At 61.3% G+C, this 21,339-nt stretch carries 26 protein-coding genes; 16 read left to right on the top strand and 10 right to left on the bottom strand.

Translation table 11 applies throughout. The annotated features are described in order from the left end of the window. Positions 1 to 37 precede the first annotated feature (37 nt). Together msrB and AC07UR_RS05300 are read left to right on the top strand one after the other, a co-directional pair. Positions 38 to 445 carry a peptide-methionine (R)-S-oxide reductase MsrB gene (msrB, locus tag AC07UR_RS05305; RefSeq protein ID WP_209787061.1) on the top strand — a complete coding sequence of 136 codons (408 nt, stop codon included), beginning with the start codon at positions 38 to 40 and terminating at the stop codon, positions 443 to 445. A 114-nt stretch (positions 446 to 559) separates the two neighbouring features. Then, positions 560 to 1,084 (top strand): hypothetical protein, encoded by a 525-nt coding sequence (locus AC07UR_RS05300; protein ID WP_173419353.1) that lies wholly within the window; start codon positions 560 to 562, stop codon positions 1,082 to 1,084. A 118-nt stretch (positions 1,085 to 1,202) separates the two neighbouring features. On the opposite strand, the gene trhA is transcribed toward AC07UR_RS05300, so the two are convergent. Beyond that, on the bottom strand, positions 1,203 to 1,865 hold the full coding sequence (trhA, locus tag AC07UR_RS05295) for a PAQR family membrane homeostasis protein TrhA (protein WP_173419352.1): 663 nt from the start codon (positions 1,863 to 1,865) through the stop codon (positions 1,203 to 1,205). A gap of 241 nt (positions 1,866 to 2,106) precedes the next feature. Between trhA and AC07UR_RS05290 the strand changes: the two genes are divergently transcribed. Next, positions 2,107 to 2,577, top strand: coding sequence for a GNAT family N-acetyltransferase (locus AC07UR_RS05290; RefSeq protein ID WP_209787063.1), 471 nt, complete (start codon positions 2,107 to 2,109; stop codon positions 2,575 to 2,577). Between the two features lie 117 nt (positions 2,578 to 2,694). Here AC07UR_RS05290 and AC07UR_RS05285 read toward each other — a convergent pair whose 3' ends face one another. Both AC07UR_RS05285 and AC07UR_RS05280 read right to left on the bottom strand, forming a co-directional pair. Next, on the bottom strand, positions 2,695 to 3,039 hold the full coding sequence (locus AC07UR_RS05285) for a TraR/DksA family transcriptional regulator (protein ID WP_209787065.1): 345 nt from the start codon (positions 3,037 to 3,039) through the stop codon (positions 2,695 to 2,697). A 65-nt stretch (positions 3,040 to 3,104) separates the two neighbouring features. Next, positions 3,105 to 3,527, bottom strand: coding sequence for a universal stress protein (locus AC07UR_RS05280; RefSeq protein WP_209787067.1), 423 nt, complete (start codon positions 3,525 to 3,527; stop codon positions 3,105 to 3,107). A 308-nt stretch (positions 3,528 to 3,835) separates the two neighbouring features. Between AC07UR_RS05280 and AC07UR_RS05275 the strand changes: the two genes are divergently transcribed. After that, positions 3,836 to 4,723 (top strand): VOC family protein, encoded by an 888-nt coding sequence (locus AC07UR_RS05275; protein ID WP_209787068.1) that lies wholly within the window; start codon positions 3,836 to 3,838, stop codon positions 4,721 to 4,723. Positions 4,724 to 4,769: 46 nt separating this feature from the next. Here the strand turns inward: AC07UR_RS05275 and AC07UR_RS05270 are convergent, their stop codons facing one another. Further along, entirely contained in the window at positions 4,770 to 5,129 is a 360-nt protein-coding gene (locus AC07UR_RS05270; RefSeq protein WP_209787071.1) for a winged helix-turn-helix transcriptional regulator, read from the bottom strand. Positions 5,130 to 5,264: 135 nt separating this feature from the next. Between AC07UR_RS05270 and AC07UR_RS05265 the strand changes: the two genes are divergently transcribed. Continuing rightward, positions 5,265 to 6,104 (top strand): SDR family oxidoreductase, encoded by an 840-nt coding sequence (locus AC07UR_RS05265; RefSeq protein WP_209787073.1) that lies wholly within the window; start codon positions 5,265 to 5,267, stop codon positions 6,102 to 6,104. 277 nt (positions 6,105 to 6,381) lie between these two features. Next, positions 6,382 to 8,538: a right-handed parallel beta-helix repeat-containing protein gene (locus tag AC07UR_RS05260; RefSeq protein WP_209787075.1), complete on the top strand. Its 2,157-nt coding sequence runs from the start codon at positions 6,382 to 6,384 to the stop codon at positions 8,536 to 8,538. 61 nt (positions 8,539 to 8,599) lie between these two features. Here AC07UR_RS05260 and AC07UR_RS05255 read toward each other — a convergent pair whose 3' ends face one another. The 3 genes from AC07UR_RS05255 to AC07UR_RS05245 all read right to left on the bottom strand — a co-directional run bounded on the left by AC07UR_RS05255 (position 8,600) and on the right by AC07UR_RS05245 (position 10,311). Further along, on the bottom strand, positions 8,600 to 9,364 hold the full coding sequence (locus tag AC07UR_RS05255) for a class I SAM-dependent methyltransferase (RefSeq protein ID WP_234941594.1): 765 nt from the start codon (positions 9,362 to 9,364) through the stop codon (positions 8,600 to 8,602). A 164-nt stretch (positions 9,365 to 9,528) separates the two neighbouring features. Further along, a complete protein-coding gene (locus AC07UR_RS05250) occupies positions 9,529 to 9,906 on the bottom strand; it encodes an SH3 domain-containing protein (RefSeq protein ID WP_234902861.1) in 378 nt (125 codons plus the stop codon). A 132-nt stretch (positions 9,907 to 10,038) separates the two neighbouring features. Beyond that, positions 10,039 to 10,311: a DUF2798 domain-containing protein gene (locus AC07UR_RS05245; RefSeq protein ID WP_173419344.1), complete on the bottom strand. Its 273-nt coding sequence runs from the start codon at positions 10,309 to 10,311 to the stop codon at positions 10,039 to 10,041. Between the two features lie 150 nt (positions 10,312 to 10,461). Here AC07UR_RS05245 and AC07UR_RS05240 point away from each other — a divergent pair, with 150 nt between their 5' ends. Beyond that, a complete protein-coding gene (locus tag AC07UR_RS05240) occupies positions 10,462 to 11,382 on the top strand; it encodes a LysR family transcriptional regulator (RefSeq protein ID WP_209787077.1) in 921 nt (306 codons plus the stop codon). A 27-nt stretch (positions 11,383 to 11,409) separates the two neighbouring features. Here the strand turns inward: AC07UR_RS05240 and AC07UR_RS05235 are convergent, their stop codons facing one another. After that, a complete protein-coding gene (locus AC07UR_RS05235; RefSeq protein WP_173419342.1) occupies positions 11,410 to 11,811 on the bottom strand; it encodes a winged helix-turn-helix transcriptional regulator in 402 nt (133 codons plus the stop codon). Positions 11,812 to 11,945: 134 nt separating this feature from the next. On the opposite strand from AC07UR_RS05235, the gene gstA reads away from it, so the two are divergent. The 5 genes from gstA (at position 11,946) to AC07UR_RS05210 (ending at position 15,984) form a co-directional block, all read left to right on the top strand. Then, entirely contained in the window at positions 11,946 to 12,560 is a 615-nt protein-coding gene (gstA, locus tag AC07UR_RS05230) for a glutathione transferase GstA (RefSeq protein WP_209787079.1), read from the top strand. After that, on the top strand, positions 12,557 to 12,952 hold the full coding sequence (locus AC07UR_RS05225) for a nuclear transport factor 2 family protein (protein WP_173419340.1): 396 nt from the start codon (positions 12,557 to 12,559) through the stop codon (positions 12,950 to 12,952). Before gstA ends, AC07UR_RS05225 begins: the two co-directional genes overlap by 4 nt. A 10-nt stretch (positions 12,953 to 12,962) precedes the next feature. Beyond that, a complete protein-coding gene (locus AC07UR_RS05220; protein WP_173419339.1) occupies positions 12,963 to 13,175 on the top strand; it encodes a tautomerase family protein in 213 nt (70 codons plus the stop codon). A 156-nt stretch (positions 13,176 to 13,331) separates the two neighbouring features. Beyond that, positions 13,332 to 15,446 carry a S9 family peptidase gene (locus tag AC07UR_RS05215; protein ID WP_209787081.1) on the top strand — a complete coding sequence of 705 codons (2,115 nt, stop codon included), beginning with the start codon at positions 13,332 to 13,334 and terminating at the stop codon, positions 15,444 to 15,446. Positions 15,447 to 15,456: 10 nt separating this feature from the next. Continuing rightward, positions 15,457 to 15,984 (top strand): DUF1697 domain-containing protein, encoded by a 528-nt coding sequence (locus tag AC07UR_RS05210; RefSeq protein WP_209787083.1) that lies wholly within the window; start codon positions 15,457 to 15,459, stop codon positions 15,982 to 15,984. Between the two features lie 3 nt (positions 15,985 to 15,987). Here AC07UR_RS05210 and AC07UR_RS05205 read toward each other — a convergent pair whose 3' ends face one another. Next, positions 15,988 to 16,605: a TetR/AcrR family transcriptional regulator gene (locus AC07UR_RS05205; protein ID WP_209787085.1), complete on the bottom strand. Its 618-nt coding sequence runs from the start codon at positions 16,603 to 16,605 to the stop codon at positions 15,988 to 15,990. Positions 16,606 to 16,844: 239 nt separating this feature from the next. On the opposite strand from AC07UR_RS05205, the gene AC07UR_RS05200 reads away from it, so the two are divergent. Further along, complete coding sequence (locus tag AC07UR_RS05200; protein WP_173419336.1) at positions 16,845 to 17,801, top strand: homocysteine S-methyltransferase family protein; 957 nt, start codon at positions 16,845 to 16,847, stop codon at positions 17,799 to 17,801. A 163-nt stretch (positions 17,802 to 17,964) separates the two neighbouring features. Then, positions 17,965 to 19,470, top strand: coding sequence for a protein adenylyltransferase SelO (locus AC07UR_RS05195; protein WP_209787087.1), 1,506 nt, complete (start codon positions 17,965 to 17,967; stop codon positions 19,468 to 19,470). Positions 19,471 to 19,515: 45 nt separating this feature from the next. Here AC07UR_RS05195 and AC07UR_RS05190 read toward each other — a convergent pair whose 3' ends face one another. Further along, a complete protein-coding gene (locus AC07UR_RS05190) occupies positions 19,516 to 20,148 on the bottom strand; it encodes a TetR/AcrR family transcriptional regulator (protein ID WP_173419334.1) in 633 nt (210 codons plus the stop codon). 109 nt (positions 20,149 to 20,257) lie between these two features. Here AC07UR_RS05190 and AC07UR_RS05185 point away from each other — a divergent pair, with 109 nt between their 5' ends. After that, positions 20,258 to 20,818: a GFA family protein gene (locus AC07UR_RS05185; RefSeq protein ID WP_459553703.1), complete on the top strand. Its 561-nt coding sequence runs from the start codon at positions 20,258 to 20,260 to the stop codon at positions 20,816 to 20,818. Further along, positions 20,802 to 21,101, top strand: a complete 300-nt coding sequence (locus AC07UR_RS05180; RefSeq protein ID WP_209787091.1) for a DUF6958 family protein — start codon at positions 20,802 to 20,804, stop codon at positions 21,099 to 21,101. Before AC07UR_RS05185 ends, AC07UR_RS05180 begins: the two co-directional genes overlap by 17 nt. Positions 21,102 to 21,339 lie beyond the last annotated feature (238 nt).

Genomic DNA, 21,339 nt, shown 5'->3' with positions numbered 1-21,339 from the left:
TCCTATATACTCGTCGACAATCACAGGGAGATCTTCGATGAGAGACGCAAGGGCGCCGAAAGTGATCAAGACCGATGCGGAGTGGCGCGCGCAGCTGTCGCCCGAACAATACCGCATCACCCGCGAACACGGCACCGAGCGCGCCTTCACCGGTCCCTTCCTTTCCAACAAGAAGGTGGGCACCTATGAATGTGTCTGCTGCGGCCGTGCGCTGTTTCGCTCCGACAGCAAGTTTGATTCCGGTTGCGGCTGGCCGAGCTATTTCGCCGCAATCGACGATGAGGCGATCCGCGAGATCGAGGACCGTTCACATTTCATGGTGCGCACCGAAATCCGCTGTGCGGACTGTGATGCTCATCTCGGTCACGTCTTCCCCGACGGACCGCCGCCCACCGGCCTGCGTTACTGCCTGAACGGCCACGCGATGACGTTTACCGAGGATTGACGCAAACGGAAGGTTGCGGTTTTAGGCTTGCCGCTGTTCCGATAGAAACAGCGCTTCCTGCACGGATGTGCTATTCATAAACAGACCGTCGAAGCAAGTCGGGAGGAGGTCCGCATGCGTCGCATTCTCGCTGCATTCGCGCTTCTGTTCTCGGCTGCGTTCCCGGCCGCTGCGGACGATGACTGGCATGCCTATGCCAATCCGCGTTTCGGCTATATCCTCGACATTCCGCCCGGCTTCGAACCGCAAGGTGAAGCCGACAATGGCGACGGCGTCAGCTTTCATGCCAACGACAACGGCGCCACGCTCGCCGTTTTCGGCAGCGAGCTTGTCGACGGCGATTTCGAGATCGACGTCAACGATCGGATGGCGAGCGAACGGGAAGACCAGTGGCGGATTTCCTACTCGCGCGTCACCGCAGCCTGGGCAAGTTTTTCCGGCGTGCGCGGCGACGAGGTATTTTACACGCGCGCCATTGCGCTCTGCGACGGCAGCGCGGCCTATTTCCGCCTGCAATACCGCAAGAGCCGGCTGACCAGCTTCGATGGTGTCATCTCGCGGATGGCGGAGGCTTTGCGCCCCTCGGAAGGCTGTCAGCAGACGCCGGTGGCGGCAGCACCCGTGGCCGCGCCGAACTGAGCGGTGTCGTTCGTGACCGTTTCCGACCACAAAAGAGACGCTCTATCTCTTTGTTTTTACGCGTTTCCCAACGGAAGCCGCGTCTTGCTTTTCCTGGAAATGCTCTCGCTGAACTGAATCAGGATATCGCCGTGCCTGTCAGACAGTTGATGACGGCTGAATAGTGCACGGCGGCGCCGGTAACGACGAAGGCGTGCCAAATGGCGTTCTGGAAACGCAGCTTCTCCCAGACATGGAAGATCACGCCGGCGGAATAGATGATGCCGCCGACGAGGATCAGCACCAGCGTCGTCGACGATAGCGCCGACAGCAGCGGCCCCACCGCAAGGACGCCGCTCCAGCCCATGGCGAGATAAAGCAGGATCGCCAGCCGGTCAAACCGACCGGGAAAGAGGCACTTGATCCCCACGCCGAGCGCGGCAATCGCCCAGATGCCGATCAGCATGGCAAACAGAAACGGATCGTCCCAGCCGCGCTGCAGGAAGGGCGTATAGGTCGCGGCGATCAGCACGAAGATGGACGAGTGATCGAAGCGACGCAGAAACCATTTGGTGCGCGAAACCGGGTAGAGATTGTAGAGGAACGATATAGACAGGGTCGCCAGCAGACCGGTGCCATAAATCGCGGCAGCAGCAAGCTGGCCGGCCGAACTCCAGAGCATCGCGTAAAAGATCAGAGCGGTGACGCCAACGAGGGCCGCGGCAAGGCCAACCCCATGCACGATGCCATCGGCGATCAGTTCCGATCGATCATAGTTCCACTTGACGCCGGCGAATTCCACGGACCCCACCTCCGACCTTCCTTCGCCCTCAGGCGGCGGTCGCGTTGCTGATATGCCTTATCCTGCCACAGCCAGACGCCGCGGCAAAGGGCTCGAGGATGACGAAAGCATCAACTTTTGCAACGCATTACAACAGCGGCATGATGTGTTTGCGAAGACGGGCATCCCTTGTCCGCAGCACGGGCCGCAACCACATTGGCAAGCGAGGCGGACAACCGCACGTTCACGGGGAGGACTAGTGATGACGGCTTTACGCACGCCGGAGCCGGACGAGGCCGAAATCCTGACGCAGCTTTGCCTTCGGTCCAAGGCGGTCTGGGGCTACGACGCGGCGTTCATGACTGCTTGTCGGCCCGCCTTGACGGTAGCGGTGGCCGACTGGCAACAATCGGATATCCAGGTCGCCGTCGACGATGGCAAGATCGTGGGCGTCGCCCAGGTGGTGTACCAAGGCGACGCTGCCGAACTCGACAAGCTGTTTGTCGATCCCGACGCGTTGGGCGGTGGCATCGGCCGGAGGCTCTTTGGCTGGAGCGTGGAAACCGCCCTGAACAGAGGAGCGAAGGTCATGACGATCGATGCCGATCCCGGCGCCGCCGATTTCTATCGACGCCTGGGCGCGGTCGATGACGGCATGGTCGCCTCGACGGTCGTACCTGGACGGTTCCTGCCGAGATTGAAGCTCGATCTGGCGAACGTCCCGCCGCACTGACGGCGAGACAACACAGCCCCGGAGCAAGATTGGCAGTTTCAATTGGCTCCCATGCTGTGTTCCCGGGCACAAAGCATGCCAATCGTTCAACAGCCGATCGCTAAACTGGGCGGAAACCTACTTTGCCCCGGCCGAAACCTCGGCCGCGCATTCCTGGCAGAGCGGCGTATGCGGCACCGCATCCAGCCGTTCAGAAGAGATCGGCAAGCCGCAACGCACGCAGGTCCCGAAGCTGCCGGACGCGATGCGGTCGAGGGCCGCGTCGATCCCGCGGATCTCTTCCTGGCCGGCAAGGCCAAGACCTTCCAGCACCTCGTCATTCTCCCGCTCGGTTACCCGATCCGGCACGTCGGCGTTCATCGGCTCATCGAGATCATGCTCGATCTTCACCAACCGGCCATAGAGTTCCCGTTTGCGGCTGGTCAACCGTTCACGAAAGTCGTCAAGCACAAGCTTGTCCATCAGATGACTCCTTGAAGTCGTGGCACTTCACGCGCGCCACGCTCCTGTTCTTGTTTGTTGGCGGCTCACCGGTCGACGAGAACGGCGCATGGGCAATGGCTGACGACCCGGCTCGCCGTCGACCCGATGAAATAATCGATGAGGCCCGGTCGGTGCGAGGCGATGATCACGAGGTCGGCATTCTCTTCCTTGGCGAGCGCATTGATCGTGCCGGCAGCACCGCCGGTGCGGATCTCGATGCGGCCGTTGATCCCGTGCTTGGCTTTCAACGCTTCCAGTGTCTTCAAGGCATGCTTGCGCGATTCCTCGACCATCTCCAGCGGGAAATCGACGATCATGTAGCCCTGGGCATAGGCGTTCAGATCCTCGACGACATTGAGCAGGATAATCTCGCCCCCTTCATCGATCAGCTTTTCGGCAATGCCGAGCACGGTTTCACCATGCTCCAACTGATCCATGGCAATCGGGACGATGATCTTCTTGTACATACTGCACTCCTTTGCGTTGCCTACCCGGATCGCCGGCGCCGAAACGCGGGGGCAAATCCCTCGACTTCGAGACTGAGCCCAGACGGCTCTTCCGGCATTGATTGAAATCAAATCGAAAGCGCCGCGATCGCATTGCCCTATACAATTGAGCTAGGGCGATAACGGCCACTGTCAACGCTCATCGAACACAACATCAAGTGACTGACAGTCTTTCGTGAACGCCCGGTTGGGCCCATATTCAGCCGACAGTTTCAACGAAACTGAGGACCCGGCAAGGCCTCCAGTTTCGGCGCCCAAGGAGGCAAAACATGACGTCCAGCCAGACCACACAGACCATCGATGTTGCTGCGGATCACGCCTTGGCAATGCCTGCGCATGTCGATCATTCGCATCTGGTGGTGCAAGATCTGCCGACGGTGTCGCAATGGTATCAGCGCATCATGGGCCTAAAGCCGCTTGAAACTGCTGCCAGCGGCGAGACGCTGGGTGTGGGCGGCCGGCCGCTGTTGACGCTGACCACAGCCGGCAACGCCGCCAAGGCGCCGCGCAATGCGCCCGGTCTTTTCCACACGGCCTTCCTCGTTCCAAACCGCGAGGAACTCGGCCGCTGGCTCGCCCATGCCGCACACAACAATGTCCGTCTGCAAGGCGCTTCCGACCATCTCGTCAGTGAAGCGATCTATCTCGCCGACCCGGAAGGCAACGGCATTGAGGTCTATCGTGACCGGCCGCGGGCCGAGTGGACCTTCAAGCCCGATGGCACGGTCGGCATGGATACGCTGCCGCTCAACCTGCAGGCGCTCTATGACGAGGCGCCGAAGGACGACTGGAACGGCCTTGCCGAGGGCACCGGTATCGGCCACATCCATCTGCAGGTGTCGGATATTCCTGAGGCCGATGCGTTCTTCCGCGACGTGCTGGGGCTCGGGCTGATGGCGCGCTATCCGGGCGCAAGCTTCTTCGGCTCGGGCAAGTACCATCACCATGTTGCCGCCAATATCTGGAACTCTCGCGGTGCACCGAAACGTGAGGCCAACATGATTGGCCTCTCCGACTACACGATCCAGTACAAGGATCCGGCAGAGCTCACCGCAGCGCTTGGCAAGCTCGACGAGATGGGCATTTCGGTCAACCGAAGCGGCACCGCCTACAGCCTCGTCGATCCCTGGGGTATCGGCCTCAGGCTCGCAGCCTGAGGCCACTTTCCTCCTCCAACGCCGCCACGACGAGGTGCCGCGTCGCTCACACCGCGGCGCGGTCGTATTTCTGCTGGGCTGCCAGCACTGTCTCGATGTTGTCCTCGGCCCAACGGCGTAGCGCGTCGACGGTGGCGCTCAGCGTTCGTCCGAGAGGTGTGATCGCATATTCGACCGTCACGGGCACCGTCGCGAAGACCGCGCGGCTGACCAGCCCATCGCGTTCCAGCTTCTTCAACACCTGCGACAGCACCTTTTGCGAGATGCCATCGATCTCGCGTTTTAGCTGATTGAACCGCACGGGCTTGTCGTCAAGCCGGCCGAGAACCAGCACCGCCCATTTGTCGGCAAGGCGATCCAGCACCATGCGGGTCGGGCAAGTCTGGATATAGGCATCGTATTCCATAGCGCGCGGGCTCCAACTGGCGGTTTCCCGGAGGAAACCATGTCACCGGAAAGTGCCTTCTTTACAGCATTTTCCGGCACTTATATCTAGTTCCCGTTATTAACATGGTTTCTATGTGATACCAAGGAGACGGATATGTCAGGCAAGATTCTGGTGCTCGCAGCAAATGGCACAGTCGGACGCAAGGTGATCGACGCGTTGGTCGCAAAGGGAGAAAGCGTCAAGGCCGCGACGCGCAAGGCAACGCCGATCCCGGGCGCCGAAGCGGTCGCGTTCGACTATCAGGACAACGCAAGCTATGGCGGCGCGCTCGACGGGGTCGACCGGATGTTCGTGCTTACTCCGGGCGGCCATCTCGATCCGGTCGGCCTGCTGACGCCGATCATCACCGCAGCCGCAGCACGCGGCGTCAAGATCGTGCTGATGACCGTCATCGGCGTCGATGCCGACGACAGCATTCCCTACCGGCAGGTCGAACTGCTGGTCGAAAAGACCGGCGCACCGTTCGTGATCCTCAGGCCCAACTGGTTTTCGGACAATTTCCAGACCTACTGGGTCGAGGGCATCCGCCACGGCACGATCGCGGTACCGGCTGCGGAAGGCAAGACGAGCTTTATCGACAGCCGCGACATCGCCGAAAGTGCTGCTGCCGCCCTGACCAGCGACGCATTCAACGGTCGTGCCTTCAACCTGACGGGGCCCGAGGCCCTGAACTACGCCGAGGCGGCAGCGATCCTGTCGCGCGTCATCGGCAAGCCCATCGCCTACACACCGATCGACGATGAGACCTTTGTCGGCATCCTGACCGGTGCGGGCGTGCCCGAAAACTATGCGCGCTTCCTGGCCGCAATCTTCCATCCGGTGCGCGAGGGCTGGACGGCGACGCCGACCGGAGACGTCAAGACGCTCACCGGACACGAGCCACGTAGCCTGGAGACCTACGCCCGGGACAATGTCGCAGCGCTTAAGGCCTGACGCCACCAATTGACGAGAACGCAAGCCCTGCCCGTCCGACTGACCGGCAGGGCCTTCCGGCCTCTGGTGCCCCTTTGAAAATGAACGGACGCGGCCTTGGGACGATTTCCGGGGACTACCGCCATGATTGTGCATCCGACGTGCTACCACAGCCTGCGTCATCACGCCGCTGGAAAGCCCTGGGATAATCGATCAATAAACTTGAGTAATACAGTCGTATAATCTAACCGCATCACCAAGGGCGCGCCAACGCCCCAGTGTATGCGGAGTTAATAATATGAAAAACAACACTATTTTAGCGCTTGCTCTCGCAAGCGGCACGATGCTTTCGTCCTCGGCCCTGGCTGTGGATTTCCGACCACAGGCTGAAATCGAAGGCGGTTTCTTCAGCGGCGGCTCGGCTGCCAGCGGCGGATTCTTCCTGCCTTTCGTGCTCGACTCAGGCAATGCCATTTTCATCGATACACGCGGAACGATAGGAAACGACAAGGTTCGGCAGGGCTCGATCGGCGCGGGTTACCGCTTCCGTGCCAACGACCAGTGGGTCATCGGCGCCTATGGCTACTACGACTATCTGAAGAGCGAGCACGGCAATTCGTTCAACCAGGTCTCCTTCGGTCTCGAAGCGCTCAGCAGCGACCTCGAGATGCGCAGCAATCTCTATTTGCCGCTGTCAGGCGCCAAGACGCTGAGCGCCTTCAATGCCGCCTATGTTCGCGACCATGTCCTCGTCTTCCAGGAAGGCAAGGAGCGGGCTCGACGCGGGCTCGACGCCGAAATCGGCGGCCGTCTTCCGGTCTTCGATGAAGGATCCGATGTGCAGTTGAAGGTTTTCGGCGGCACCTACTGGTACGGCGGCAAGAACCTCGGCGACATGTTCGGCGCCAAGCTGCGCGCGGAACTAACCTTCGCCGACCTGCCCGGTCTTTCCGAGGGTTCGACCGTATCGCTCGGCGTTACCGGCACCTATGACAACGAGGACAAGCTCAAGGGCGCCGTGATGGCGCGCCTGCGCATCCCGTTCGGCGCCACGCCCAAGGCAGGCGATGCCTTCGATCCGATGATCCAGCGTGTCGAGCGGTCAGCCAAGATCCGCACCCATGCCGGTGCGACCGGCGATGTCGAAGCGGCACAGTTCGTTTACGATGGCACCACGCCTGGGAAAGTGATCAACGTATCCGCTGCAAACGGCAATGCTGCGAGCATCAACCAGCTGCTGGCAGATGCGGGTGCAGGTGCGCTCATTCTTGTCGACGGCAATCTCGGCCTTGAACGGTCGCTCAGCCTTGGCCTTGGGCAGACGCTGCTGGGGGGTGGTGGCACGCTTGCGGTGCGCGGTGCAAACAGCGGCGCGACCGCTAACTTCGTCAACAGGGGCGCGGCGACGACTTTGACCGGTTTCGACCCGGCGCAAGACGTTGTCACGATGGCGTCCCTGAGCACAGTCTCTTCCGTGGCCATTCGTGGGGGTCGTGCGGGGATCGGCAGCACCGGGACTGAAGGTCTCTGGATCGACAATGTTGACATCGCAAAGACCAGCCACGACGGCATTCGCCTGACACGGGTTGTCGGCGCAGAGATTGAAGACACCCGCATTCACGACCTCTACATCTGCGAGAACAACACACAGTGCGAATTTACCGTCTACAAGCCGAATGAAGCGCCTTACGCCGCTATCAGCACATTGGGAACAAGCAGCCTGACGATCCGCAACACCGATATCGACAAGGTGACCTACGGAATATTCACGGGCAGCGAGATCGACGAAAGCGATTGGCCGCCAGTGATCGCCAACGAGGCGAGCAGAATCTATCTCGACAATGTCACGATCAGCAATTCGAGGCGCGAAGGACTGCTGATGGTTGCCGCCAACAATGTGCTGATCGAGAACTTCACCATCGACAACTCGAAGCAGGACCGCGACATGGATCTTGTCGTGTTTCAAGGCACATCGGATGTCGAGATCAACAACATGACGCTGAAGGGCGGCATCAACGGCCTGATGATGGTCTCGGCTTCCACGTTGCCGACCACGACCACGGATATCGTCGTCAATGGTCTGAACATCGATGGCACACGGAACGCAGGCATCTTCCTCAACCCCGTTTCCGATATTACCTTCAACGGCGTGAACATCACCAATGCCGGCAGCTACGGCGCGTTTATCTACGGTAGCGACTACGCGTTCCTCGGCGGCCCAGTCAGCGATATCGAGTTCAACGGAATGAAGGTCGACAAGGCAGCCAAGGCCGGGCTCTTTTTCATGGGGCCGTCGATCGATGTGAAAGGCGATGTTGTGACAACCAACACGCCGAAGGATTGCATCGCCGACGCCGGATGGACTGCTGGCTCGCTGACACAATCGCCGGGCTCGGTATTGACCGTCAATGGAAAGCAGCTCGACCAGTCGAATTTCACGACGCGTTGCCGCTGATGGCGGTTGCCACGCCCTCTTCACACTGAGGGCGTGGCTTTTCATCCTGCCCGGGCCGCCGCTACTGCGGCCGGCGGCACTCGAAGGTGACAACCTCGTCACGATCCTTCGGCGCACGACCGAAATCGTAATTGCCCGAGATGACGAGATCGACATATCCGGCAGCGCGCAAGGTCAGCGCCATTTCCTCGATGCCCCACCAGCGCATCGTGAAGAATTCAAGCTCGCTCAACGCCAGCCTCCCCTCGCACCAGAGCTCGTAGCGCAGGTGCGACACCGTCGTCTGGGCGATAAGGTCGGCCTTGACCCGCTGGCTGGTCAACGTCAGCAGATCACCGGCCTCGGCCTGCCAGCTGCGGATGTTCGGCTGAGTGTCATCGGCGAAAAGATCGTGCGGATAGATGTCGAAGATCAGGCGGCCACCCGGCCGAAGATGATCGAGGAAACGCTTGAGGATCGCGGTCGCGGTGGCATGGTCGGCGATCAGTTGCAGCGAGCCGGCAGGAATGACGATCGCCTCGAAGCGCTCCTCGTAGGAAAACGCCTCGTAGGTCTGCTGTGATAAAGCCGGTGTCAGCGCGCGGTCGGCACAATGCGCCTGGCAATAGTCGAGCATGTCTTGCGAGGCATCGAAACCTCTAACGTCAAGGCCGGCTTCAAGCAGCGGGATCAGCACACGACCGTTGCCGACGGCCGGTTCCAATATCGGGCCGGAACAGCCTTTCAAGCGTTCGCGATAATACTCGACGTCGCCGAAGGATTTTCCAATATATTTGTCTAAATTATAAACATGAGAGGCAAGCTTGCCATAAGTATTGTTCAACATGCATTCGTCCAAACTGCTGAATAAAGCGAAACGCCTATGCTATACAGCAGCTTGCTCGAAAGCGGTGTCATGCGATTGCAACGTCAATCGCTTTTGTGATGCGGACCGACATCGTGCATCGCATCAACGGCACAGACATGTTTTTTTGGGGGGGGCGAGAACGATCAGAAGCGCGCCGGCCGGATGAACTTGCCGTAGACCCAGCCTTCCTGCCAGCGGCCGTTCTGTTGCGGATCGTGCCAGATCTGGCACCAGGTGGCGCGCACCGCATTACTCTGCCGTTGCGCCGACCAGCGGGCAATCCGCTGAAGATCGACGCCGTTCATGCAGCGACCGGTCATCTGCAGTCTGGTTCCATTCGGATAACCAGCGCGAACGGCAGACGACGAGGACGGCCAGGCGCGCGCATTGAGCACGTCGTTCCAGGCGACACCGGAAACCTCCCAGGCAACGAAAGTGCTGGCTGAAGCGACCTCCACCTTGGAGGCAAGTCCGGCGGTCACCACCGCCAGTGAAATCAGGACGCTGCGAAAGCCGATCATTACGGACCCCTCCCAGGAACAATGATCGCAGCATATTGGCACAAGGCTGAATTGTGGCTGAACAGGCGGTCCACTTGAGATGTGGACTTGAATGCAACGGCCGTCCCGGTTCCCCGGGACAGGCCCGAAAACTCAACCGGGCATGCGGCAGACGGCACCGACGAGTTTCAGGACAAAGGGTCGGACGGTCAGCACGCAAAGGAATGCCACCGGCATCGCCAACACATAGGTGCTAAGAACACGGGCGGGGTAGCCGGCGTCGATGCCGGTGTTGACGCCGACGATGACGCAGCACATCAGAAACGCCATGATCGCCGACATGAAGAAAGCAAAGGCAATCGGCACCGCGCGGGGCGGCAGCTTGCGGCTGCGCGCGACCCGCAGCGGGGGTATCGTATCTTCCATGATGAAGATCTCCGTAGCTTGTCCGCAAGGATCATCCGTGCGGTATGGCCGGCACTATACGGATGGTGCCGCGCGCAGGTAGACCATTGCAGCCTTGTTCAGAATTAGGCAAAACCATCGAATTGAAACAACTATTCGATGGATGTCATTATGGATACATTGCGCGGCGTCGAGAGTTTCGTCCGGAGCGTCGAGGAAGGCAGCATCGCCGCGGCGGCGCGCAAGCTCGGCATCACACCGGCCTCTGCGAGCCAGAATATCGCCCGGCTTGAGCGGACGCTCGGAACGCGGTTGCTGAGCCGCACAACACGGCAGTTGGGCCTGACGGAGAGCGGCCGGGTCTATTTCGACCGGGTGCGCAGCGTCGTTCACGATCTCGAACTCGCAGCCGTTGCCGTCGCGTCACTGAATGCGGAGCCGCGGGGATCGCTGAAGATCGCGTCCTCCGTCGCCTTCGGCCGACATGTGGTAGCGCCGCTTGTGCCATCTTTTGCCGAGCGGCATCCGGAAGTCTCGATAGAACTCGTGGTCACCGACCGGGAGATCGATCACATCGGCGAAGGCATCGATATCAGCGTGCGCTTCGGCCTGCAGCTGGAGCCTGGGCTGATTGCGCGCAAGCTTGCCTCGGTGCCGATGGTCATCTGTGCCTCCCCCTCCTACATCAAGCGGCACGGTCGGCCCGAGCGGCCGGAAGACCTGATCCATCATCATTGCCTCGTCTACCGTTACGCCGGGCACGGGCGGATCTTTCGCTGGGGCTTCGTGCGCGACGGCCTGCGCTTCGAGCCCGAGCTGAAGGCAACGATCGTCAGCAACGATATCGACACGCTGGCCGAAATGGCGATCGCCGGTGCCGGCATCACGCGGCTCGGCGCCTTTATCGCGACGGACCTGATCGCGCGCGGCCTGCTTGTGCCGCTGTTCGGCGGCGTACCTTGCGAAGGTGTTGCCAACACCGACCATGAGCCCTTCGACTTCTACGCCTGCTTCGTCGATCGGCAGGCGGAAACACCAAAAGTCCGCGCCTTCATCGAGCATGCGGCACAGTCGCTCAAGGGCCGATGGTAGACTTCACAACTGCGCTATAGGTTGCGGTCAGGCCGGCACCGCATGCTCCGTCTTCAGGGCGGCGGCTTCCTCTGCGAGCTTCGCTTCGCGGCGAAGCTTGAGCTTGTAGCCGACCTCGACGATCGCGTGGATTGCGGGCACGAACTCCTGACCAAGTTCGCTCAGCCGGTACTCGACCGAAGGCGGCGATGTCGGCATGATCCGCCGTTCGATCGCGCCTTTCTCCTCCATGTCCTTCAGGCGCGTGCTCAGCACTTTTGCCGAGATGCCGGGAATGTCGATCTTGAGCTCGCTGAAGCGGCGCGGGCCGCCGCTTAAATACCAGATGATGTTGGGCGCCCAGGCGCCGCCGAGCATGACCATGCATTCGCCAACCGGGCAGGTCGGTGGCAGGGCGGCAGCCCTATTCTTTCGAATTTTCAAGCTCATGGGCAAAATTCTCCAGTTACCCCAGGGAAACCTGAAACGTCGGTAACATAAAGTTATCTCATATACAAAAGTTATCGCATCGGTTTAGGTTCCGCCGTCTTCGACAGAGACCCAATTGCAAAAGGAATTTGGCCATGAAGCTTTATTATGCCCCCGGCGCCTGCTCGCTCTCCCCCCATATCAGCCTGCGCGAAGCCGGCGTCGAGTTCGAGATCGTCAAGGTCGACACTGTCACCCACCTCACCGAAAGCGGCGCCGATTTCAAGGCGATCAACCCCAAGGGCTATGTGCCGGCGCTGGTGATCGAGACCGGCGATGTCGTCACCGAGGGTGCAGCCGTCGTGCAGTATATTGCCGATCGCTTTCCGAAGGCAGGACTGGCACCCGCCAACGGCACGCTGGAACGCACCCGCCTGCAGGAGCAGCTGAACTTCATCGCTTCCGAACTGCACAAGGCGTTCTCGCCGCTGTTCAGCAAGACGGCGAGCGCCGACGCCAAGGAAGCTGCCGCAGCGCAGGTCGGCAAACGGCTCGGCAACGTCGAAGCCCTGCTGTCCGACGGTCGCGCCCATCTGCTCGGCGACACCTTTTCCGTTGCCGACGCCTATCTCTTCACCGTCGTCAACTGGACCAGCGTCACCGGAATTTCGCTTGAGCCCTGGCCCCAGCTGACGGCCTATATGCAACGCGTCGGCCAGCGCCCGGCGGTGCAGGCGGCCATGAAGGCGGAAGGACTGATCGCGGCATGAGCGGCACCCACAACGATCCACGCTTTGCCGCCGTCATCGATGTGCTCGGACGTTATTTCGACGGGCTCTATTTCAGCGACACGGCAATCCTGCGCGAGGTCTTTCACCCGAAAGCCCACTACGCCACGGCGACCGAGGGAGAACTGCTCGAACTCGACATGGACAGGTATTTCCCTATCGTCGACAAGCGCCCCTCGCCGGCAAGCCGCGGCGAACAGCGTGCCGACAGGATCGTCTCGATCGAGTTTGCCGGACCCGTAACGGCTTTTGCCAAGGTGCAATGTGCCATTGGCGAGAAGGCGTTTACCGACTTCCTGTCCTTGATCTTCGTCGACGGGCGTTGGCAGATCATCGCCAAGGTCTTTCATTACGACATTCGACAACCAGCCTGAGGAACCAGCAATGCCCTATGTGAACATCAAGATCACCCGCGAAGGTGCAACCCCGGAACAGAAGGCAGCCCTCATCAAGGGTGTCACCGACCTGCTCGTCACCGTGCTCGACAAGAGCCCGGCCACCACCTTCGTCGTCATCGACGAGGTGGCCTTCGAAGACTGGGGCGTCGGCGGCCTGCCGGTCGATGAATACCGAAAGCAATTGAAAGCAAAAGGCTAGCCGCTCCACGAGCGTCAACCGAAAGACTACCCCGCCTTCTCCCCACTCCCTTCCGGGGAGAAGGCACCGCCAAACGTCAAAAACCTTTCCGCTTGATCGGCGCAGCCGTGCTCTCTATCTCAGTGTCTCCCGCCGCATAAATCCCGGAGACATGCCTTGTCCGTTTTCAAGAACCTGCCCGAAGCTCCCGTCGCCGCGAAAAAGCCGGTGACCGACACGCGCCACGGCATAACCCGCACCGACGACTACGCCTGGCTGCGGGACGACAACTGGCAGGCGATGTTCAAGGATCCCTCGATCCTCAATCCGGAAATCCGGACGCATCTGGAGGCGGAAAACGCTTACATGAATGCGGCGATGGACGACACCAAGGCGCTGCAGAAGACGCTGTTTGCCGAGATGCGCGGCCGCATCAAGGAAGACGATAGCTCGATCCCGGTAAAGGACGGTCCCTTCGCCTATGGCAGCCTCTATGTGACCGGCGGTGAGCAGCCACGCTATTTCCGCATTCCGCGCGACGGCGACAGCAAGGACGAGACGATCCGGCAGGTCCTGCTCGACGGCGACAAGGAAGCGGAAGGCAAGGCCTATTTCCGCCTTGCCGGCCTCGACCACTCGTCCGACCACGGCCGCGGCCTTTGGGGCTACGACGACAAGGGATCGGAATACTTCACGCTGAAGGTGCGTGACCTCTCGACGGGCGAGGATCTTGCCGACGTGATCGAGAACACCGGCGGCGGTGGCGCCTGGGCACCGGACGGTAAGAGCTTCTTCTACACCGTACTCGATGACAACCACCGCCCGTCGAAGATCTTCCACCACGTGATCGGCAGCCCCCAGGCGGACGACCGGCTGGTCTACGAGGAGAAGGACCCGGGCTTCTTCATGTCGGTCGGCGGCTCTCTCCTCGACGACGTCATCTACATCGACATCCACGATCACGAGACCAGCGAGTACCGGCTGCTTTCGACCAAGGACCTGACGGCCGAACCGAAGCTCGTCGCGGAACGCGTGGTCGGGCTCGAATATGAGATGACCGAAGGCGGCGATGTCTTCTACATCCTGACAAACGCCGATGGCGCCAAGGATTTCAAGATCATGGAAGCGCCGGTCGATGCGCCGGGCAAGGAGAACTGGCGAGAGCTCGTACCGCACAAGCCGGGCACGCTGATCCTCAACCACATGGCCTATGCGCGCCATCTCGTCTGGTTGCAGCGCCGGGAAGGCCTTCCGGAAATCGTCATCCGCGACCGCAAGACCGGCGAGGAGCACGCGATCGCCTTTGCCGAAGAGGCCTATTCGCTCGGGCTTTCGGGTGCTGCCGAATACGACACCGACGTCATCCGCTTTTCCTACTCGTCGATGACGACGCCGTCGCAGCTCTTCGACTACGACATGGCGACGCGTGAGCGCACGCTCTTGAAGACCCAGGAAGTACCGTCGGGACACAATCCCGACGACTACGTCACCCGCCGTGTCTTCGCGCCCTCCTGGGACGGAACCAAGGTTCCCGTCACGCTGCTTTATCGCAAGGATACCCCGCTCGACGGCTCGGCACCGTGCCTGCTCTATGGCTACGGCGCCTATGGCATCACCATTCCCGCCGGCTTCAACACCAATTGCCTGTCGCTGGCAGACCGTGGCTTCGTCTATGCCATCGCCCATATCCGTGGCGGCAAGGACCGGGGCTTTTCCTGGTACGAAGACGGCAAGATGGCCAAGAAGACCAACACCTTCAAGGACTTCATCGCCGCCGCTGACTATCTGAATCAGGAGAAGTTCACCTCCTACGCGAACATCGTCGCTGAAGGCGGCTCGGCTGGCGGCATGCTGATGGGCGCGATCGCCAACATGGCGCCGGAGAAATTCACCGGCATCATCGCAGCCGTTCCCTTCGTTGACGTGCTCAACACCATGCTCGACGACACGCTGCCGCTGACGCCGCCGGAATGGCCGGAATGGGGCAACCCGATCGACAGCCGCGAGTTCTACGACATCATCGCCGGCTACTCGCCCTACGACAATGTCGAGGCAAAACCCTACCCGGCGATCCTGGCGCTTGGCGGGCTCACCGACCCACGCGTGACCTATTGGGAACCGGCGAAGTGGGTGGCACGCCTGCGCGAAAAGACGACCGGCACCGCGCCGATCCTGATGAAAACCAACATGGACGCCGGCCACGGCGGCGCCTCCGGCCGCTTCCAGCGCCTGGAAGAGATCGCCTTCGAATATGCCTTCGCCATCAAGGTCGCCGGCAAGATGCAAGGCTAAGGAGAGGCCGATGCCCGTTCACGTCGCCCTTCTTCGCGCCATCAATGTCGGCGGGACCGGCAAGCTGGCGATGGCCGATCTCAGGGCGATCTGCGAGGCGCTCGGCTTTAGCGACGTGAAGACCTACATCCAGAGCGGAAACGTGCTGTTCCGCTCTGACTTGCCGGCGCCGGAGGCGGCGGTAAAGCTCGGCGCGGTCCTTGGCGAAAAACTCGGCAAGGCGCCCGGCGTTGTCATCCGGGATGCCCGGCAGTTGCGGGCGATTGCCGACGCCTCTCCCTTCCCCGATGCCAAGACCAACCTCCTGCATGTGGTGTTCCTGCCGAATGCAGCACCGGCGGATGCACTCGACAAGCTCGTTGCGCCCGACGGCGAAGAGGTCGTAGTCGCAGGACACGAGATCTACGTGCACTATCCCAATGGTTCCGGCCCGTCGAAGATGAAGCTGCCGGCGCTCAAAACGGGTACGGCGCGCAACCTCAACACCGTCCGCAAGCTCGCCGAACTGGCGCACGCGATGGAAGCTGACGAGGCTTGATGCTCAGGAGGCTGCCGGCTGGAACAGCAGCCGGATGAAGGTGCGGAAGACCAGCAGTTGAGCGGGCAGGTTCTTCGGCTCCTTCAACGCCTTTGACAGGATGATTCCGCCCTCGATCACCGTCGAGACCATGTCGGCAAGCTGGTCGACATCCAGTGGCTCGCGTGGCCGGTAGACCTGCATGATGTCGCGGAACATCGCGCCGAAACGCCGGCGCCACATCAAGGCTGCCTGCCGGTTGATCTCCTGGATATCGCGGTCGAAGGCTCGCTCGTGGCTGCAGATTACCGCGACCAGGCAGCCGGGGTGACCGTTCGGAAGATCGGAGAGCAGCTCCGACAGGAGCTTGAGGCCGAGCAGAAACGCCTGAAGCGGATCATCGACAAGCTCGCGCGCCCGGCTGAAGATCTCGTCGTAAATCCGCTCGTCGTTCTCGACGTAGCGTTCGAGCAGCGCCTTCGCCAGCTCGTTCTTGTCGCGAAAATGATAGAAGAAGCCACTCTTGGTGATGCCGGTTTCGGCGATCAGTTCATCGATCGAGGTCGCGCCAAAGCCCTTCGCCAACACCGAGATTTCGGCTGCGTCGAGGATCTTGGCACGGGTTTCCTCACCCTTTCGCATTAGCCGCTTCCCTACCGTCGGTACAGTTTTCGCCAACGAACCCACGACCAGCGAGCAATGCCGCAGCAAAACTCTACCAGCAACATAATGATTTTACTGAGATATTTACGTATATTAGCAATAGTATACCGCAAGTCGCCTAGTTTAGAAGATGATAAAAAGGCAGAAATTTAACCATCCTTGCGGGAATGGGAGCGCTCCGCCGGGATCCAACGAGACCAAAACGGGTGGAGACCGACATGGCCAAATACCGACGCAGCCTGCCGCTCATGAAGGGTGGAACCTTTCTCAGCGACGGCGGCATGGAAACGACGCTCATCTTTCACGAAGGCGTCGCGCTTCCGCACTTTGCCTCCTTCGTTCTGCTGTCGACGTCCGAGGGACGACGGCGGCTGCTGAACTACTACACGCGGTATCTCGACATCGCGCAACACCACGGCACCGGCTTTGTCCTCGACACGGCGACGTGGCGGGCGAGTGCCGACTGGGGCTCCAAGCTTGGCTATGATGCCGGAGCGCTGGCCGAACTGAACCAGGATGCCGTCTATCTGCTGACGGAACTGCGCGCCGAATACGAGCGGCCGCAGGCACCGATCGTGCTCAGCGGCGCGATCGGGCCGCGCGGCGACGGCTACAGGGCAGGCCGGATGAGCCCCGACGAAGCCGAGGACTATCATGCCGCACAGGTCGCTGCCTTTGCCGTCAGCGATGCCGACATGATCTCGGCCTACACGATTACCAATATCGACGAGGCGATCGGCATCGCCCGCTCGGCGCAGAGCCACGGCATGCCCTGCGCCATCTCGTTCACGGTTGAGACAGACGGGCGCCTGCCGAACGGCCGCACGCTCAAACACGCGATCGAGATCGTCGACGCGGCAACCGGCCGGTTTCCGCAATACTACATGATCAACTGCGCCCATCCGGATCATTTCGAGGCCAGCCTCGATACCGACAGCGCCTGGGTGCACAGGATCGGCGGCATCCGCGCCAACGCGTCGGCGAAAAGCCACAGCGAGCTCGACGAAAGTGAGACGCTCGATGCGGGCGATCCTGTTGAACTCGGGCAGCGCTATCGGATGCTGAGTGATCGTTTGCCGCGACTGCGCATCCTCGGTGGCTGCTGCGGCACCGACCATCGCCATATCGCGGCGATTTGCGAGGCCTGCCTTTCGCCGACGGCGCTGAGCGCCTGACACGAAGACGGCACTCGCCCTCCCGGCCCTCCCGCGAAAGACCTCTCGCGGGAGGGCGCCGCCTTGTCAGCCAACCCTCGCGAAATTGAGATGGCTCGTGTAGACTTTGGTCCGAAAGGGCGGTGGCCGGAATGTCCCGGCAGGAGCCGCTGACCGTTGAACCATGAACTACGTGCCGCCTTCGCCGACCGCCGAAACCGACGGTTTCCGTTTCGACAACAGTTTTGCGCGACTGCCGCCGCAGTTCTTCGCCCGTGTCGATCCGACGCCGGTTGCCGAGCCCTGGCTGATCAAGCTCAACCGACCGCTTGCCGAAGAACTCGGCCTCGACGTCGCCACTCTCGAGCGCGACGGCGCCCAGATCTTTTCCGGCAATAGCGTGCCTGCCGGTGCTGCGCCGCTTGCGATGGCCTATGCCGGCCATCAGTTTGGCACCTTCGTGCCGCAGTTGGGCGACGGCCGCGCGATCCTTCTCGGCGAAGTCATCGATCGGAGCGGGCAAAGGCGCGATATCCAGTTGAAGGGACCGGGACAGACCCCTTTCTCGCGCCGCGGCGACGGGCGGGCGGCGCTTGGCCCGGTGCTGCGCGAATACATCGTCAGCGAAGCGATGTTCGCGCTCGGCATCCCGGCGACACGGGCGCTTGCTGCCGTGGTGACCGGCCAACCGGTCTATCGCGAGCAGATCCTGCCCGGTGCCGTTTTCACCCGGGTGGCGGCAAGCCACATCCGGGTCGGCACCTTCCAGTTTTTCGCGGCGCGCGGTGACATGGCTTCTGTGCAGGCGCTGGCCGACTACGCGATCGACCGCCACTATCCGGAGATCAAGAACGAAGAACGCCCCTATCTCGCCTTCTTCAAGGCCGTGGTCGCGCGGCAGGCGGCCCTGATTGCCCGCTGGCTGCATGTCGGCTTCATCCACGGTGTGATGAACACCGACAACATGACGATCTCGGGCGAGACCATCGACTTCGGCCCCTGCGCCTTCATGGATGCCTATGATCCGAAGAAGGTGTTTTCCTCGATCGATCAGTTCGGGCGCTACGCCTATGCCAGCCAACCGGCGATCGGCCAGTGGAACCTGACCAGGCTTGCCGAGACGCTGGTGCCGCTGTTCGATCCGGTGGCAGCGACAGCGGTTGACCTCGCCAACGACGCTCTTGGCGAATACGGCGCGATCTTCCAGCGACACTGGCTCGACGGCATGCGTCACAAGATCGGGCTTGTCGGCGATGAGGAAGGCGACCTTGATCTCGTGCAGGGGCTGCTGAGCGCCATGCATCAGGGTGAAGCCGATTTCACCCTCACCTTCCGCAGGCTTTGCGAGTGTGCTGCCGATCCCAGTGCGGACGTAGCCCTCGCCTCCCTGTTCACCAACCCTGTCGCCGTGACATCCTGGCTCGCCGACTGGCGCAAGCGCCTTGAGCGGGAGCCGGGGGCCGCCGACGACCGCGCGACGGCGATGAGGGCAGTGAACCCGGCCTATATCCCGCGCAACCACCGGATCGAACAGGCGATCGTCGCGGCGACGGAAGACGCCGACTTCTCGCTGTTCGAAGCGCTGGTCGACGTGACGTCAAAACCCTATGAGGACCAGCCCCGTTTTGCAGCCTATGCCGATCCGCCGCAGCCAGAGGAAGAAGTACAGCAGACCTTTTGCGGTACGTGAGGACAAATCGACAGGCGCGCAACGCTTACAGGTCATGGTCCGCGCCTATGGCCTTCGGCCATAGGCAGCGAGGAAAATCCGCACGCTTTCCCTTGCATGGCTGCGAAGAGCATCGGCATCAGGAATGGCCCGATCACCGAGCAGCATGGCGTCGTTGACGGGCTCGCCCATCACCAACCAGTTGAAGAAGGATGCGGCGGCGCGCTGGTCCTCCGCCTCGACGTCGCCGCTCTCGCTGTAGTGGGCAAAGGCTTTCGTGAGCCGGCCGATTGACCGGCCCGGCCCCTTTGCGTGCAACCTCTTGCCGAGCTCCGGAAAGCGTTCGGCCTCGCCGATCACCAGGCGCCGCAACTGCATCAGCCGCGGCGTCATGACGATCGCCAGCTGCTGTTCGGCAAACTCCAGCAGAAAGTCTTCGATCGGGCGCCCATCAACGGGGTCAGCTACCTGCCCTTCCAGTTCATCGCCGGCCTCGCCCGTCATGCCGGTGACGATCTCGAGGAACAGCGCTTCCTTGGTGCCGAAATGGGTGTAGACGGTCTGCTTCGACACACTTGCGATCGCCGCCACCTCGTCCATGTTGGTCGCAAGGAAACCGCGCTGCAGGAAAAGCTCGGTAGCGGCAGCCAGGATGGACTGGCGCTTCCTTGTCGTTCGCGTCTCGACCGGGTTCGTCATTTTCAGTCACGATCTCTCACAGGGGCCTGCGGTCCCGGTTAGCACGACCGCATTGACAAATCAAACTGGACGGTACAGTTTGATTTGAGTTTGAAGACGGAGATTGCGGGTGAGCAGGAGCGAAAACCGGACTTTGAATGCGCGATGCGAGTGCGGGCAGGTGCACATGCGCGCTGTCGGCAGCCCGATCGTGACAGCCGCTTGTTATTGCCAAAGCTGCCGGACGGCAGGCGAAATCTTCGCGGCACTGCCCGGCGCCTCGCCGGTGCTCAACGGCGATGGTTCCACGGATTTCGTTCTCTTCCGCAAGGACCGGATAAACTGCGTTCGTGGCGCCGATCAGCTGCATGAACATCGACTGGCACCAACGTCAAAGACCCGACGCGTTGTCGCAACGTGCTGCAACACACCGATGTTCCTCGAGTTTACCGGTGGTCATTGGCTGACGCTTTATCGAAATCGGCTCGAAGAAGGGGCGCGGCCATCGGTGCAGATGCGGGTGATGACACGGGACCGCCGGCCAGGTGTCGCCATCGCCGACGACCTGCCCAGCTACGCCGGGCATTCCGGAAAGTTCATGCTGAAGCTCATCGGCGCCTGGGCCGCAATGGCGTTCCGGTCACCTGACATCGACTATGTGAAGGGAGCGCTTGATGGCCACGGAACGTGAAAAGATCGAGATCCAGAATATCGTTTCGCCCGGACACGTCACCCGTGTCGACAAGGTCAAATATGATGCGATGAAGGACGCGCTGCTCACCGCGCTATCCCGCTCTGACGCGCCCCTCACGGTTGCGGAAGCAAAGCAGATGCTGCTGCCTTTGCTGCCCGACGATCTCTTTCCTGGCGGCGAGAAGGCCGGGTGGTGGCTGAAGGCGGTCCAGCTCGACCTTGAGGCCAAGGGCGTGCTGCGGCGGGAAAACACCAAACCGCTGCGCCTTCGCCTCGCCTAGACAGTCCACACTCGCTGTCTTCGACAGACGTCTCGCCTGCGCGCCAGGCCTTGGCCTGTCATGCGACTGCCGAGGCGGCCGTGCCCGGCACGCCGAGGAGCATCGCTCAGCTCCCCGGCGCGCAACTTCATTGCGGACACCTTAAATTTTTGCGCTGCGAAATTGCGGCTATTGAAAGGCAAGTCCGGCGCGTTAGGTGCTAGAGGGCGGGCCGTCGCGAGACTGGCCCAAGCCCGAT

This window comes from Ensifer sp. GW821-FHT05G01 (genome assembly GCF_059419585.1).
This window is presented reverse-complemented; position numbering and strand designations above follow the sequence as displayed.